At 70.9% G+C, this 14,885-nt stretch carries 11 protein-coding genes; 10 read left to right on the forward strand and 1 reads right to left on the reverse strand.

Annotated elements, in window-relative coordinates:
• The first annotated feature begins 275 nt into the window (after window positions 1-275).
• The 9 genes from EV657_RS18115 (at window position 276) to EV657_RS22570 (ending at window position 12,897) form a co-directional block, all read left to right on the forward strand.
• Entirely contained in the window at window positions 276-1,337 is a 1,062-nt protein-coding gene (locus EV657_RS18115; protein WP_075787021.1) for a calcium-binding protein, read from the forward strand.
• Window positions 1,338-1,424: 87 nt separating this feature from the next.
• Window positions 1,425-3,464: a hypothetical protein gene (locus EV657_RS18120; RefSeq protein WP_134079220.1), complete on the forward strand. Its 2,040-nt coding sequence runs from the start codon at window positions 1,425-1,427 to the stop codon at window positions 3,462-3,464.
• Window positions 3,461-4,696, forward strand: a complete 1,236-nt coding sequence (locus EV657_RS18125) for a glycosyltransferase (RefSeq protein ID WP_134079221.1) — start codon at window positions 3,461-3,463, stop codon at window positions 4,694-4,696. The genes EV657_RS18120 and EV657_RS18125 overlap by 4 nt, the downstream gene beginning before the upstream one ends.
• Complete coding sequence (locus EV657_RS18130) at window positions 4,693-6,882, forward strand: hypothetical protein (RefSeq protein WP_134079223.1); 2,190 nt, start codon at window positions 4,693-4,695, stop codon at window positions 6,880-6,882. The genes EV657_RS18125 and EV657_RS18130 overlap by 4 nt, the downstream gene beginning before the upstream one ends.
• On the forward strand, window positions 6,879-8,165 hold the full coding sequence (locus EV657_RS18135) for a glycosyltransferase family 4 protein (RefSeq protein ID WP_134079225.1): 1,287 nt from the start codon (window positions 6,879-6,881) through the stop codon (window positions 8,163-8,165). The genes EV657_RS18130 and EV657_RS18135 overlap by 4 nt, the downstream gene beginning before the upstream one ends.
• Entirely contained in the window at window positions 8,162-9,886 is a 1,725-nt protein-coding gene (locus EV657_RS18140; RefSeq protein ID WP_134079227.1) for a type I secretion system permease/ATPase, read from the forward strand. Before EV657_RS18135 ends, EV657_RS18140 begins: the two co-directional genes overlap by 4 nt.
• Window positions 9,883-11,196 carry an HlyD family type I secretion periplasmic adaptor subunit gene (locus EV657_RS18145; protein WP_134079228.1) on the forward strand — a complete coding sequence of 438 codons (1,314 nt, stop codon included), beginning with the start codon at window positions 9,883-9,885 and terminating at the stop codon, window positions 11,194-11,196. Before EV657_RS18140 ends, EV657_RS18145 begins: the two co-directional genes overlap by 4 nt.
• Window positions 11,123-12,088, forward strand: a complete 966-nt coding sequence (locus EV657_RS18150; RefSeq protein ID WP_134079230.1) for a hypothetical protein — start codon at window positions 11,123-11,125, stop codon at window positions 12,086-12,088. Before EV657_RS18145 ends, EV657_RS18150 begins: the two co-directional genes overlap by 74 nt.
• A 47-nt stretch (window positions 12,089-12,135) precedes the next feature.
• On the forward strand, window positions 12,136-12,897 hold the full coding sequence (locus EV657_RS22570) for a CatB-related O-acetyltransferase (RefSeq protein ID WP_202241547.1): 762 nt from the start codon (window positions 12,136-12,138) through the stop codon (window positions 12,895-12,897).
• On the opposite strand, the gene EV657_RS18160 is transcribed toward EV657_RS22570, so the two are convergent.
• Window positions 12,821-14,029, reverse strand: a complete 1,209-nt coding sequence (locus EV657_RS18160) for a hypothetical protein (RefSeq protein WP_134079232.1) — start codon at window positions 14,027-14,029, stop codon at window positions 12,821-12,823. The genes EV657_RS22570 and EV657_RS18160 overlap by 77 nt on opposite strands.
• Window positions 14,030-14,085: 56 nt before the next feature.
• Between EV657_RS18160 and EV657_RS18165 the strand changes: the two genes are divergently transcribed.
• Entirely contained in the window at window positions 14,086-14,748 is a 663-nt protein-coding gene (locus EV657_RS18165; protein ID WP_113668158.1) for a hypothetical protein, read from the forward strand.
• The last annotated feature ends 137 nt before the right edge of the window (window positions 14,749-14,885 follow it).

A 14,885-nucleotide genomic window follows, 5' to 3' on the forward strand; every position in this document is an offset into this window, starting at 1 on the left:
GACAATGGGCAAAAGGTGAACAGCCGCCACACCGATCCCGAAAATTGCTGCAATTGCACAATCGCTCTGCCCACCGGCGGGCATTAAGGAATGTGACCGCGCTAACCCAGCGTCGTCAATGGCTTACCCCCGACAAGTAACAAATACGGCCACTTTTTACCACATTTTGACCGAGTCCCGCGGCCCCCGCCCGAGGTCCGTTAAGGATTTGGTAAGCTGCATTGCGGCAACACGGCCTTGGTCGAAACACGCACACAAACGTCAAGGAGGGACCTATGGCCACAATTCCAGGTGGTGCGTTCAATGACTTTGTCTACGGAACGTCCGCCGCGGATCTGATCGCCGCGGGCGCAGGAGACGATACGGCCCTTTCCGGGGACGGGAACGACACCGTGTTCGGTGAGGAAGGCAACGATTTCCTGAACGGGGGCGCCGGCGACGACGTTCTCGACGGGGGGTCGGGCAACGACCTGCTGATGGGGGGCTCGGGCAATGACCAGCTCTCGGGCGGCAGCGGCGAAGACATGCTGATGGGCGGTTCGGGCGACGACGTCGTCTCGGGCGGGTCGGGGTCGGACATCCTTCACGGGAATGACGGCACCGACATGCTGTTCGGCGATTCCGGCGACGACCAGCTTTACGGCGGCACCGGCGACGACATGCTCTATGGCGGCGAAGGGGCCGACGCGCTGCACGGCGATGCCGGCAACGACAAGCTCTACGGCGGCGAGGGCGACGACCTGCTCGAAGGCGGGACCGGCAATGACTCGCTCTACGGCGACGAAGGTTCGGACTACCTCTACGGCGAGGCTGGCGACGACAAGCTTTACGGCGGCGAGGGCGATGACGTTCTCGACGGCGGGGCGGGCGACGACCAGCTCTTCGGCGGCACCGGCGGCGACCAGCTTTATGGCGGCGCTGGCGACGACCTGCTCGACGGCGGCGCCGGTGGCGATCTGCTGCAGGGCGGCGACGGGGACGATACGATCCTCGGCGGCGACGGAGACGACGTCCTGAACGGCGAAGCCGGGAACGACGTGCTCAGCGGCGGCCTGGGCGACGACGTGCTGATCGGCGGGGCGGGCGACGACCTGTTCGTCTTCTCGGGCGGCGGCGACGTGGTGATGGACTTCACCGAGGGCGACCTTGTGCAGTTCTCGGCCTCGCTGCCGGGCGGCGTTACCCTGACCGACGCGTCGAGCGTGGCCGATTACGCCATGGATATCGGCGGCGCCAACACCCTGATCGACTTCGGCCAGGGCGACAGCGTGATGCTCTACGGCGTCTCCTACGACGACGTGGCGGCGGATCCGTCGAAGTTCTTTACCGTCGTCTGAACCGACTGACGCGGGCCGGCCCCCGGGGCCGGTCCGTACCCCTGCCTGACCCTGTGCCCCCCCACGTCCGGACCCAGCGCCCCTGCCATGAGTGCCATCGCCCCCTTTCCCAAGTTTGCCGAACCCGCCCCCCGCCCCGGCCTGCCTGCCCGCCGTCACCGGCTGCAGGTGGTTCCGCTGTCGGATGCCGTCGCGGCCGCGTTCTTCGACAGTCCCGCTGACGCGCCCGACGACGCCCGGCACGGCCAGGGCCCGATCTCGGCGCGCAGCGGCGACGACGTGCTGTGCCTGCCGCAGATCGCCAGCCAGCTGGCCCGCGCCGGTGGCGGGCAGCGCCATGTCACGCTGCTGGGCCTGCCCGCGCGGCGGCTTTGCCGCGACGGGCTGCGGGTGTTGCGCGACGGCGAGACGCTGGCCGAGATCGACCCGATGGCGCTGCAATCGCCGCTGGTCGATCCGCTGGCGCTGATGGCCGGGCTCTCGCCCGATGGCGGGCGGCGGCTGTTGCGGCTTTTGCTGACCACGGGGCTGTCGCTGTTCGGCAAGGGCTCGGTCGACGGCTTCCGCGATGTGATCGCCCAGCTTCTGGAAAGCCTGACGCCCGCCAGCCTGCCCTTGCGCGCCTGGTGCCCGGTGGGACAAAGCGCGGCGGTCGCAAGCTATCTGCTGCCGCGCGGCCTGACCGCGGACGGCTTCACCGATCTGGTGGTGGTCAGCCGCCAGCGGGTGCGCCGCCTGTCGGGCTTCGAGATCGATGTCGAGACCTCGGGCACCGGCGCGGCCGCCGGGCGGCTGCTGCATGTCTTCCTGCCCCAGGGCCTCCCCGTCGACAGCACGCTGGTTGCGCTGTCGGACGCGCCGCTTCGGCTGGCCGGACCCGCCCGGCGCCAGCCCGGCCGCCCGCTCGGCCCCTGGCTCGCCCGGCGCACGCCGCGGCTGCGCCAGCGGATGCGCGACCGGCTGGCGCGGCTGTCCGAACGCGATGACAGCGCCGCCGCGCTGCTGGCCGAGATCGCCTGCCCCGAGGCCGATCGCCCCACCGCCCGCGCCGAACGACTGATGGCGACGCCGCATGGGCTGTTCTACATCCTCGCGCTGTCCGACCCGCGGCGGCTGTTGACCGGGATCGCGCTTGCCAGCGGCGACGCCACCGCCGAACTGCCGCTGGGCCGCCCGCTGCATCACCCCCGGCTGGGGCGGTTGCAGGTCGGCTTCCTGCCCGGGATCGCCGGGTTCGAGCCGGGCGAAGAGGCCGCGCTTTCGCTGCTCTATCGCTCGGGCCACCGCGCCCGTGCAGGCTCCGCGCGGATCGACGCCCTGCCCGCCACACTGCCCCCGGTGCTCGAGGCATTGCCCGCCGCCGATCTGGCCCCGGTGCTGGCGTCCGTCCTTGGCGACGCGCTGCCCGCCCGGCCCCGGATCGCAGCCGAGCTGCTGCCGGTCGGGGCGCCCGAGCGGCCGCAACGCAGCGCCCTGATCGTCGCGCTCGACGGCTCGCTCGACTATCCCCATGCGCTGGCCGCGACCCTGGGCGACGCCAGCGAGACCGGCCTGATCCTGCACCACCGCGACCCCGACGCGGTGCCGGCGCTGCGCCGGATCGCGGCCGATCTGCATGCGATTCACGGGATCGGGGTCGAGATCGCCGATCTGCCGCGCCGCGATCTGCTGCCGGCCGAGCGGGTCCGCGCAATCCTGGCCGCCGTGACGGCGCCGGTGTCGATCCTGCTGGCGCAGGACACCCTGCCCGAGGGCGCCGACTGGCTGGCCAACTGGGTCGCCGATCTCGACCGGCCCGGCCCGGCACTTGGCGGCGCGATCCTGATGAACCATGACGGCACGCTGCGCGACGGGCTCACCGCCGGGACCGACCCAGCACGGCTTCTGCCCGAGGCCTGCCTCGGCCTGAACGCGGCCGCCCGCGCCCGGCTGCTGGCCAGCCCGCTGCGCGTGCCCGGCATCGGCGCCGACATGGCGCTTCTGGCGGCGGCGCTGCGGCAGGACGAAGCCGCGCGGATCGCGCTTCATCCCGGGCTTTGCGCCACCGCCCATGCCGCGCCCCTGCCGCGCCCCGAGGCAGTCCGCCATGCCGAAGACCTGATCCTGTCCACCGAGGTGCAGCCGTGAAGATCCTTGTCATCTGCCACGACCACCCCGCCTTCACCGATGGCGGCACCGAACATGCCGCGCATGACCTGTGCCGCACGCTTGACGCTCGGCCGGGCATCTCGGCGCGGTTTCTTGCCGCCTCGACCTCGCTCACGCATCCCGAGGTCCGGCCCGGCAGCCTGCACGGCATCGGCCGCGATCTTCTGCTGCGGACCGGGGCCTATGACGCCTTCTCGATGCGGCGGATGGACGGCACCGACTGGACCGGCGCGGTCGCCCGGGTGCTGGAGACGGTCGAACCCGACATCGTGCACCTGCACGGGCTCGACCGGATCGGCGCCGAGATCGTGCCGCTGATCCGGCGGCTGCGCCCCGCCGCGCGGCTGGTGCTGACCCTGCACGACTTTCAGGCGATCTGTCCGGCCGACGGGTTGATGCTGCGCCGCGACGGCGGGCTCTGCACCCGGCCCGCGGCCGATGCCTGCCGCCAGTGCCTGCCGCAGATCGCGGTCGGGGCGCATGCCCTGCGCAAGGCGCGGCTCCTGGCGATCCTCGATCAGATCGACGCGATCCTGGCGCCCAGCCGCGACCTGCGCGACCGCTTCGTCGCCTGGGGCCTGCCCGCCGAACGGATCGCGGTGCTGCCGAATGCGGTCGCACCGCTGGCGCCGCCCGCCGCCACGGCCCGGCCGCGCCCCAACCGCTTTGCCTATTTCGGCAATCTTGCGCCGCACAAGGGCGTGGGGGTCCTGCTGGCGGCGGCCGCCGATCTGGCCGGGCGGGGCGCCGATCTGCGGCTGGCCCTGCACGGGCGGCTGAACCACCCCGCGCCCGAGGCCGAGGCCGCCTTTGCCGAAGGACTGGCCGCCGCAGCACCACTGGCCCGGCATCTGGGCCCCTATGACCGCGATCAGGTGCACGGGCTGATGGCCGAGGCCGACTGGGTGGTGATCCCGTCGCTCTGGTACGAGAACGCGCCGCTGGTCGCGCTCGAGGCGCAGCGCGCCGGGCGTCCGGTGATCTGCACCGCCCAGGGCGGGCTGAAAGAGCTGGTGCGCGACGGCATTGACGGACTGCACGTGCCGCGCGCCGATCCGGTGGCGCTGGCCGACCGGATGGAAGCCGTGGCCGCCGATCCGGCACTCTGGGCGCGGCTGTCGGCCAACCTGCGCCCGCCGCCGACGCTGGAGGACAGCGCCCGCTGGCATCTCGACCACTATTCCCGGCTGACCGAGGTTCTGCCCGCATGACCGCCCTGAAAGACATATCCGCCGCCCCGCTCGCGATCCTGCAGCCCCGGCCGATCGTGCTGCCGGGCGGCGCGCTGGCGATTCACTGCTTTTCGGATCTGGACGCCCCCGCCCCCGAGGCGGCACGGCCCGAGGGCGATGCGGCCCCGGCCTGGGCCGCGCGGTTCTGGCAGGCGGACGGGCGCTGGCACGGGCTGGCCATCCTTGGCGCGGCAACCCTTGGCCCCTTCGCGCTGACCGATGCCTCGGGCGCCCCGGTCGCAGAGGTCGGCACCCCCGCCTCGGTCGCGACCGAGGCCGCAGCCCTGGCCGCCCATCTGCGCGAGACCGGCGCGCCGGTCGCCGAGCTGGTGCAGTTTCTCGACGAGGCGTTCGAGGCCTCGGGCAGCGAGGCCGCGCAGCGGTTCCAGACCGATCTTCTGCGCGAGACCTCGCAGGCCGACGGCTTCGTCGAACTGGTGGTGCGCCCCGATTGCGGCGGGCTTTTCCTGCAAGGCTGGGCCCATAGCAGCCTGACCGGGCCGCTCAGCCTTCTGGGTCAGGCCGCGGGCGTCGAGGCCGTCGCGGCCGTCTTCCGCCGCGACGACATCCTCGCCCCGGCCGCGGGCTTCTGCATCTTCGTCAAGGACTGGGCCGGGCGCCTCGACGGCTGCAAGGTGCTGTTCGTCGAACACGAAGGCGGGCTTCTCAGGCTCGATCTGGTGCCCGACGCGCCCGCCCCGATCACCGGCGCCGACGCCACCGAGCATGTCCGCGCGATGCTGCCCCGGCTGGCGGCCTCGGGCGCCTCGGTCGAACCCTTCAAGCGGATCGTCCGGCCGCGCTTCGACGGGCGGAACACGCTTGCCGAACATCCCGGCCCGACCACCGCCGCCATCGACCGCATCCTGCGCACGCCCGCGGGCGGGATCTTCGTCACCGGCTGGCTGCTCGATCCGCTGGACCGGGTCGAGCGGGTGATCCTGAAGACCTCGGCCAATCTGTACGCGCCGCTGCATGACCGCTGGCACCGTACCGACCGGCCCGACCTGAACGACGCCTTCGCCCCCGATCCGCGCTTTCAGGGGCTGATCGACCCGCGCGAACGGCTGCACGGTTTCGTCTGCGCGGTTTCGGCCCCGGCCGAAAAGCTGGACGGCACCGAAGCCTATCTGGAACTTGTCATGAAGGACGACGGCTGCCTCTTCCTGCCGGTCGAGCTGACCCCCTGCGACGGTCCCGGCGCCGCCCATCCGGTCTTCAGCGCGCTGCAGCCGCACGATCCGGCGCTGGGCAGCCTGATCTCGGACCACGCGGCGCCCTTCCTCGCCAGCCTGCCCCGGCGCGGCGCGCCAAACCGCCTGACGGTCCAGCCGCTGGCGGGCGGCCCCGCCGGGCGCACCGTCGCCGCCGTCATGCCGGTCACCGATCTGGCCCATCTGCATCCGGTCATGGCCTGCCTCGCGGGCCAGCCCGAGGCATCCGAGCTTGACCTGATCCTGGTCGCCGGGCGTGAGGGCGCGGCCCGGCTGGCCGAGGAACTCGACCATCAGTTCCGCTTCTTCGGGCTGACCGGGGCGCTGGTGCTGGTGCCCGATCACGAGACGCTGGCGGGCCGGCTCGATGCCGGGGCCGCGGCCTCGGACGCGCCCGAGATCCTGGTGTGGCAAACCTCGGTCCTGCCCAAATCTCCGGGCTGGCTCGACCGGCTGCGTGCGGGCGCGGCCGGGCTTCCGGGCGCGGCCGTCGTCTCGCCGATGCTCTGCTACGAGGACGGATCGGTCTATTTCGGCGGCAGCGAGGCTGCGACGCCGCCCCGCGGCGCGGTCTGCGCGCTGGTCGGGTTCGAGCGGCACCGCATCGCCGATGGCGCGCCCCGCCCGGCTGCCGCGATCCCGGCCGAGATCGCGCTGATCGCCCGGGCCGCGCTCGATCAGGCGGGCGGGTTCCGCGGCGGGCTCTGGGGCGACCGGTTCATCGGCCAGGACCTGACGCTGCGGCTGGCGCGCTCGGGCGCACGGCCCTGGTGCGACCCCTCGGCCGAATTCTGGATGCTGGACGCCGCCCCGCCCCAGGGCGATCCGGCGCGGCGCGAGCTGGTCGACCGGGTCGATGCCGCGCTGATCGCATTGCAGCGCCGCCGCGCGGGCGGCCCGCATCTGGCACCCGTCGGGCAGAAGGCCGACAGCAAGGGAGACCGCACATGAAGGCCCTCATCATCTCGCATGCGCATCCCGATTTCTCGATCGGGGGGGCGCAGGTGGCCTCCTACAACCTGCATCGCGGGCTGCGCCAGCAACCCGGCTGGACCTCGCATTACCTCGCGGGCATCGGCGCCCCGGTGATGCCGCATCGCGACACGCCGCTGATGGCGATGGACCGCGCGCCCGATGAATCGCTGTTCTGGTCGAACGATTTCGACTGGTTCCATCTGGGGTCCAAGGACGTTGGCGGGCTGATGGCGCATTTCGAGCGCTTCCTGGCCGAGCTGAAGCCCGACGTCGTCAACATGCACCATGTGATGGGCTTCGGGGTGCAGGCGATCCGGTCGATCCGCCGGGCACTGGGCGATGTGCCCATCGTCTACACGCTGCACGAATACCTGCCGATCTGCGCCCATCACGGCCAGATGATCAAGCCCAAGACCCATGCGCTGTGCCTGAAGGCCACGCCCTCCGATTGCGGCATGTGCTTCCCCGAGATCGGGGCCGCGAACCTGCTGCGCCGCGAGGCCTTCATCAAGAGCTTCTTCGCCGAGGTCGACGCCTTCGTCAGCCCCTCGCATTTCCTGCTGTCGCGCTTTGCCGACTGGGGCCTGCCGCAGGACAAGCTGGTGATGATCGAGAACGGGCTCGATGCCGGAACGCCCGCACCGCTGCGCCCGCTGGCGCCGGGCGGGCGGCGCAACCGGTTTGCCTATTTCGGGCAGCTCAACCCGTTCAAGGGCATCAAGGTGCTGATCGACGCGGTCACCCGCATCCCCGAACCCGTCTGGGGCGACAGCATCCTCAACGTCTATGGCGGCAATCTCGAACACCAGCCCGAGGATTTCCAGGCCTCGGTCAAGGATCTGTTCCGTCAGGCCGGGCGCCGGGTGCGGTTCCGGGGGTCCTACAAGAGCCACGAGATGCCCGACCTGATGCGCGATGCGGACTGGATGATCATTCCCTCGACCTGGTGGGAAAACGCCCCCGTGGTGATCCAGGAATCCTTCTTCCACGGCCGCCCGATCATCGCTTCGGATATCGGCGGCATGGCCGAAAAGGTGCGCCACGGCGTCGACGGGCTGCATTTCAAGGTCTCGAATGCCGACAGCCTGGCCGAGACCATGACCCAGGCGATCCAGCAGCCCCGGCTTTGGGACCGGCTGCATGCGGGCATCCGTCCGCCGACCACGGCCGACGAGGCTGGCGCCCGCCATGCCGAACTGTTCGGCAAGCTGCTGGCCCGCCAGAACGACCGGCGCGCCGGACCGGTGGCCGCCGAATGATGCGGCGCGCCGATCCGGCGGGGCGTCTCGACGAGACGCTGCGCGATCTTCTGCGCGGCGGCGTCGCGGCAGGCGCGGTCGGCTTTTTCGTCAACCTGCTGCATCTGGGCCTGCCGCTTTTCACGATCCAGGTCTATTCCCGGGTGCTGTCCAGCGGCAGCGTCGAGACGCTGACGGCGCTGGCCATCCTCGCGCTGACGCTTCTGGCCTTCCAGACCCTGCTGGACGTGATGCGCCAGCGAATCTTCGTGATCCTCGCCAACCGGACGGTCGCGCGGCTGGGCAAGCCGGTCTTCGAAGCCGCCATCGAATCGAGCCTGACCAAAGGTCCCCAGGCCGCCAGCGGCGCGATGCAGGACGTCTCGGAACTGCGCGCCTTCCTGGCCGGGGGGGCGCTGGCGCTGCCGCTCGATCTGGCCTTCGCGCCGGTCTTTCTACTGGCGCTGTTTCTGTTGCACCCGGTCTACGGCTTTGTCGGGCTTGGCGGCGCGCTGGCGCTGGCGGCCGCGGCCATCGCGACCGAACTCTTGCTGCGCGGCCCCTCGAAAGAGGGCACCCAGGCCACCGCCCGGGTCAATGGCGAGACCGCCGAGGCGATCCGCCATGCCGAACTGATCACTTCCATGGGCATGCTGCCCGCGCTGGCCCGGCGCTGGCGCGCGGCGCAAAACCGCGCCATCGAGATGTCCGAACGCGGGGCGAAGCTGGCGCGACTTCTGTCGACGCTGACCCGGACCCTGCGCGTGGTGCTGCAGATCGCGGTGATCGGCTCGGCCGCTTATCTGGTGATCGAGGACAGGGTCTCGGCCTCGACGATCTTCGCCGCCACGGTGCTGACGGGGCGGCTGCTCTTGCCCTTCGAACAGACCGCCTCCGGCTGGAAGCAATGGCTTGAGGCGCGCGCCGTTCTGGACCGTCTTAAAGGCGTCACCCGCGACGGCGTGGCCGCGCGCTCCGTGACCCCGGTCGAGATTGAATCGGGTCGGCTGGTGGCCGAGCGGTTGAGCTACTTCGCCCCCGGGGGCGGTAGCCGGCCGGTGCTGCAGAACATCAATTTCAGTCTTGAAAGCGGGATGATGATGGGGGTGATCGGCCCCTCGGGCGCGGGAAAGTCCTCGCTGTCGCGGCTGATCGTCGGCATCGCCCAGCCCAGCGCCGGGGGGCTTTATCTCGACGGGCAAAGCACTTTCGCCCATGAACGCGAGAGCTTCGGCCGCGCCGTGGGGTATCTGCCGCAGGAACCGACGCTGCTGACCGGCACGGTGCGCGACAACATCGCCCGGTTCGGCGATCACGACATGGCCGCGGTGGTGCGCGCCGCCCGTTCCGCCGGGGTGCACGAGCTGATCGGCAGCCTGCCGCAGGGCTATGCGACGCCTCTGGGCAGCGGCGGCCACCCGCTGAGCGGCGGCCAGCGCCAGCGCATCGCGCTGGCCCGCGCGCTGATCGGCACGCCCCGGCTGATCGTGCTGGACGAACCGAATTCGAACCTCGACGCCGAGGGCGAGGCGGCTCTCGTCGCCGCCATCGAGACCGCCCGCGCCGCCGGGGCGACCGTTGTCGTCGTGGCCCAGCGCATGTCGATCCTGAACCGCGCCGACCGGCTGCTGCGGTTGCAGGACGGAGCGATGGTGCAATTCGGCCCGCGCGAAGAGGTGATGCAGGCGCTGACCCCGCAACGCCCGCTGCCGCCGCGCCGCCGCCGGGAGATCGCGTCATGACCCATGTGCTGCATCTCGATCCCGAGGAGCCGCCGCTGCCCTCCTACTGGCCGGTGGTCTGGGCGGCGCTGGCCGTCGCGCTGGCGCTGACCCTGACCCTGACCGGCTGGGCGATGACCGCCCGGCTCGATGCGGCGCTGGTCTCGCACGGGGTCCTGCATGCCGACAGCGAACGCAAGACGGTCGAGCATCTTGAAGGCGGCATCCTCGCCGGGCTGCTGGTGCAATCGGGCGACATGGTCGAGGCCGGTCAGGTCGTGGCCCGGCTCGACCCGACCCAGACCGACGAGAAACTGGCGCAGCTTCGCTCGGACCGCGACGCGACCCGCTTCGCGCTCTGGCGGCTCGGCGCCGAGGAAGAGGACCGGCCGCTCGACCCCGCCACCGCGCCGCCCTGCGACACCTGCATCCGCGCCGACAAGATCGCCGAGACCACGCGGCTGTTCGAGGCGCGCCAGCGCGCTCATGGCGCCCAGATCGATTCGCTGAACCGCCAGATCGCCCAGCTCGAAGGCCAGATCGCCGCCAAAGAGGGCCAGCGCAAGGCGGCCGAGCGGCAGGTTCAGCTCTGGGAGGACGAACGCCGGATGGTGGCCGATCTGGTCGGCCGCGGCGCCTCGCCCAAGCGCGACCTGCTGGATCTGGACCGAGCCATCGCCTCGCTCGCGGGCGACCGCGACGAAAGCGCGGGGCTGGTCGAGGCCGCCCGTCAGGACATCGCCCGCGCGCGGTCCGATTTGGTCGCGCTGACCCAGCAGCGGCTGGCCGAGATCGCCACCAGCGAAACCGAGGCCCGCACCCGGCTGGCCGCGCTCGACAGCCAGATCCGCGCCATGGAAGATGTGCGCGCGCGGCTCGACCTGCGCGCGCCGCAGGCCGGAAAGGTTGTCGAGATCAACACCGTGACGCCGGGTGCCGTGCTGGGATCGGGCCAGCCCCTGATGGAGATCCTGCCCCGCGACGACCAGCTTGTGGCGCTGGTCAAGCTGCCGCCCGACGCCATCGACACGCTGCATCGGGGCGTGCCCGCCAAGGTGCGGCTGACCGCCTTCAAGCGGTCCGACGCGCCCACCGTGACCGGCGAGGTATCCTATGTCTCGGCCGACCTGCTCGAGGACTCGCAGACCGGCACGAACTATTTCGAGGCGCGGGTGACGCTCGACCCCGACAGCGTGGCCGAGCTTGACGGCGTGGCGCTGACCGCCGGCATGCCGGTCGAGGTCACTTTAACGATCGGTGAACGAAGGGCGGGCGATTATCTGCTCGAACCGATCCTGCGTCACTTCCGGCGCGCCTTCAACGAGGAGTGAGCCGCGCATGACCCGCAAGGCCATTCTGCAAATCGGCACCGAAAAGATCGGCACCACCACGCTTCAGACCTTCCTGGCGGCCAATCGCAAGGCGCTGGCGGCGCGCGGCTTTGTCTATCCGCCGTTCTGCGGCGCCCTCAACCATACCGGTCTGGCCGCCTATGCGATGGATGCCGACCGGTCCGACAGCCTCAAGCATCCCTTCAGCGGCAGCGCGGCCAAGGAGCTGAACGTCCGCGGAACCCAAATCCACTGCAGCGAAAATTGGCACAGCCGCCCCCTGTCCGATGCCGAGATACAGCGCCTTCGCGACTTTCTCGATCACTGGCAAATCGGCCCGCCCGACGCCTTCGACCCGGTGGCCGACGAGAACGGCGCGATTTCGCCCGAGGATGGGCCGATCCGGGACCGGCTGGCGGCAAGCCTCTCCGCGGGCTTTCCCGGCAAGGGCCTGCGCGCGCGCGCGGCGGCGAAGACCTTCTGCGAGGCGTTCCGCCCGTCGAAGGCGGCGGTCGCGGGGCGTCCTTTCCCGGATCCCGCCACGCCTTTCTCGGCAGATTTCACCACCTCTCCCGAAGCCGCTGATCCGGCCGCACCCGACACCGAAACGCCGGCACGGGGGGCCGCTGCGCTTCCGGTTGAATGCGGGCACGAGATTGAACGGCTGACGGTCGAGATCACGATCCGCGGCGCGCGAAGCCTGCGCCTTGCAGCCCGACAACCGGGACGAGCGCCATGTCCCCGGGATCGTTCTTGCCGCCATCGCCGAACCGGCCGCGGCTGCGGACGTTCCGCGCGGGGCGCTGACCATGAAGCCCGGCTATCCGGGTCTCGCGCGTGCCTTGCAGGCCGCCTTGTCGCATGCCCGCCTCCGGCGGGCGCAACCTTGTGAATTCAAGAAGGGACGATTGAAGGATGCTCAATCTCACGCCTGCCCAGATGGCCAGAGTCCAGGCCGCCGGCCTCCGGTTGTCGGGCCTCGCCAAGACCGGACATCTGCACCCCAACTCCTGGGTCGAGGGTCCGACCGCGATCCATGCCACGGTCCCGACCGGCTCGATCCTGCGCCTCGGCGCCTTCTGCAATCTCAGCGGCAGCCAGATCAACAATGCCGAAATCGGCCGCTACTGCTCGATCGCCAAGAACGTCGTGATCGGCACGCACGAACATCCGACCGACTGGCTGACCTCGTCGCGCACCGCCTATTTTCCGCAGGTCAACGGCTGGGACCAGCTGATGGCGGGCGACGAGGCGGCCTCGATCCAGCAGCGCAAGCGTCCGTTCCCCGGCAGCTGCCCGGTGACCGTGCTGGGTCCGGATGTCTGGATCGGCGAGGGCGCCTTCATCAAGTCCGGCATCACCATCGGCGCCGGTGCGATCATCGGCGCCCGGGCGACGGTGGTGAAGGATGTGCCGCCCTATGCCATCGTCGTCGGCACTCCCGGCCGGGTGTTGCGGCTGCGCTTTCCCGAACCGGTGGTCGAACGGCTTCTGGCGCTGGAATGGTGGCGCTTCTCGATCTACGACCTCTTCGACGCGCCCTTCGACGATATCGAGCGCGCGATCGACGCGATCGGCGAGATGGCCGCCTCGGGCGCGGTGACCCCCTTTCAGGGACCGGTGTTCAGCGCCGAGGATCTGGCCGATCCGGACCGGATGCTGCAAGTTCTGGACGGGAGCCCGCTTGCGCTGGCCAGTTGACATGCACCCGGATCAGATCCCGTTCCGGCCCCACCCGGCAGTCGGCCTCCAGCCGCATCCGGGTGAGGGTCAGCCACAGATGGTCGTCCACCCGGTCGAGCATCGGGGCCGGGCTGTCCGGATCGACCAGCGACGGGTAGGCATAGGCCGCACCTTGCCCGCAATCGCGCGCCCACAAAAGCGGGGCCTCGGCCAAGAGCCCCAGGTCGTCCCAATGGATAAGATCGCGCGAAACATAGGCCCAGATCCCCGCCCGGCGGGCGCCCCCGGCATCGCGCCCGACGCGCGGCGAGACCGCCAGAAAACGCCCCGTCGCGGGCTGAAAGACGACCGAGCTCAGCGTGGCGTCGAGCCCCGGCAGCGGCGCGCAGACATGCGCGTCGGGGTCGGCGACGGCGCCCCGATAGGGATCGGCGAAGCGCGCCGAAAACCCTTGCCCGTCCCAGGCGCGCCAGTCGCCCGGCCCGCCATCGACCCTTCGGCGCAGCAGGCAGGCGCCCCGGCGCTGCGCGTCATAGGCTTCGGCAAAGACGAAGACATTCAGGACCCCGTCCGCCTCGAAAATGTTCGAGGGCGTGAAATAGCCGCTGCGCCGGGTCTGGGCGGGATCGTAGCGATAGGGCAGCGCCGCAACCGGCGGGCCGGGCAGTCGGGCGAAACTTTCCCCGCCATCGCGGCTTTCCAGCGCCACGACCGCATTCCGCCAGCAGGCCATGTAGCGCCCCGCGGCACAGGCGCCCGGATGCCGGTCGCCCTGATACTCCATATGCCCAAGCGCCTCGATCCGCAGACCGTCGCGGGTAAAGATCGACGACACCCAGGTCCGGTCGTTCCGCGCCGCCGGGTCGGGATCGTCCGCGCCGCGATGCACCACCGCACAGACCCGCGCCAGCCGGTCGGCAGCCTGGCCAACGCTCTGGCGGCTCTGGTCGGACCCCGCGATCATGTGGATGCGCCCCTCCGCGTCGCGCCAGAACCGCGCCGGGGCATCGGGAATGTCCCAGCGCCCGCAACGCTCGGCGCTCCAGTCGAAAAGCAGAGGCGCGGACCCCAGGTCCGGTGCGGGACCCGCGTCGGCCATCCCGGCCCACGCCAGCACCGCCGCCGCGATCCGCCCTGCGCCCCGCCTCATCGCGTTTCCCTCCTTCCCGCCAGCGGCACCCCGCAGCTTTCCGAAAGACCCATTCCATGACTGCCGCGTCCGACATCGCCCGCGCCCTGCCCGCCGCCGACGACCCGCAGCCCCGGGTCAACGGCGTCTACGACCTGCCCGCGCCCGGCCGCATCGCCGGATGGGCCATCGACCGCGCCGATCCCTCGGCTGCCGTCGCGGTCGAAATCTACCGCGAAGGACGGCTTGCCGCCAAGACCCGCGCCGACCGGCACCGGCCCGATCTGGAACGGGGCGGCATCGGCACCGGCCGCTATGGTTTCTCGGTCGAACTCGATCCGCCGGTCGAGCCCGGCCTCGCCTTCACCCTGTCGGTTCGCGCCGTAACGGGGGACGGGACCGCAGGCGCGCTCCGCGCCACAGGCGCCGCCCTGCCCTCGGACGATCCCGACCGCCGGGTGCTGGAGGTGGTCTTTGCCCGCGTCGCGGCGCTTGGCACCGAAATCGCCGATCTGCGCGGCGCGCTTGCGCGCCATGACGACCCGGCCGACCTGCAGGACATCGCCCGCGCGCTCGACCGGATCGAGCTGGTGCAGGCCCGGCTGGAACTGGCCGCGGCCGGGACCGACGGGGCGGCCGCACCCGATCCGCTGGCCGGACTTCGCCGGATGGTGGTCGCGGCACTCGCGCTTGGCGGCACGGCGCTGGCGCTGGGCCTCTGGTCGCTTTTCGCCGGGTGAGCCATCGGCCCCCGCTTTTTTCCGACCCTTTCAGACAAAGGACGAGTGAGATCATGAACCGGCAAGTAACGAAGGCGGTTTTTCCCGTTGCGGGATTGGGGACGCGGTTTCTTCCCGCGACGAAGTCGATCCCGAAA

The organism is Rhodovulum visakhapatnamense, from assembly GCF_004365965.1.
Lineage (GTDB): Bacteria > Pseudomonadota > Alphaproteobacteria > Rhodobacterales > Rhodobacteraceae > Rhodovulum > Rhodovulum visakhapatnamense.

Excerpts from the sequence above, each read along its gene's own strand:
- EV657_RS18160 (WP_134079232.1), bottom strand. The coding sequence starts at position 14,029 with ATGAGGCGGGGCGCAGGGCGGATCGCGGCGGCGGTGCTGGCGTGGGCC.
- EV657_RS22570 (WP_202241547.1), top strand. The coding sequence starts at position 12,136 with ATGGCCAGAGTCCAGGCCGCCGGCCTCCGGTTGTCGGGCCTCGCCAAG.
- EV657_RS18115 (WP_075787021.1), top strand. The coding sequence starts at position 276 with ATGGCCACAATTCCAGGTGGTGCGTTCAATGACTTTGTCTACGGAACG.
- EV657_RS18165 (WP_113668158.1), top strand. The coding sequence starts at position 14,086 with ATGACTGCCGCGTCCGACATCGCCCGCGCCCTGCCCGCCGCCGACGAC.
- EV657_RS18130 (WP_134079223.1), top strand. The coding sequence starts at position 4,693 with ATGACCGCCCTGAAAGACATATCCGCCGCCCCGCTCGCGATCCTGCAG.
- EV657_RS18135 (WP_134079225.1), top strand. The coding sequence starts at position 6,879 with ATGAAGGCCCTCATCATCTCGCATGCGCATCCCGATTTCTCGATCGGG.
- EV657_RS18140 (WP_134079227.1), top strand. The coding sequence starts at position 8,162 with ATGATGCGGCGCGCCGATCCGGCGGGGCGTCTCGACGAGACGCTGCGC.
- EV657_RS18120 (WP_134079220.1), top strand. The coding sequence starts at position 1,425 with ATGAGTGCCATCGCCCCCTTTCCCAAGTTTGCCGAACCCGCCCCCCGC.
- EV657_RS18145 (WP_134079228.1), top strand. The coding sequence starts at position 9,883 with ATGACCCATGTGCTGCATCTCGATCCCGAGGAGCCGCCGCTGCCCTCC.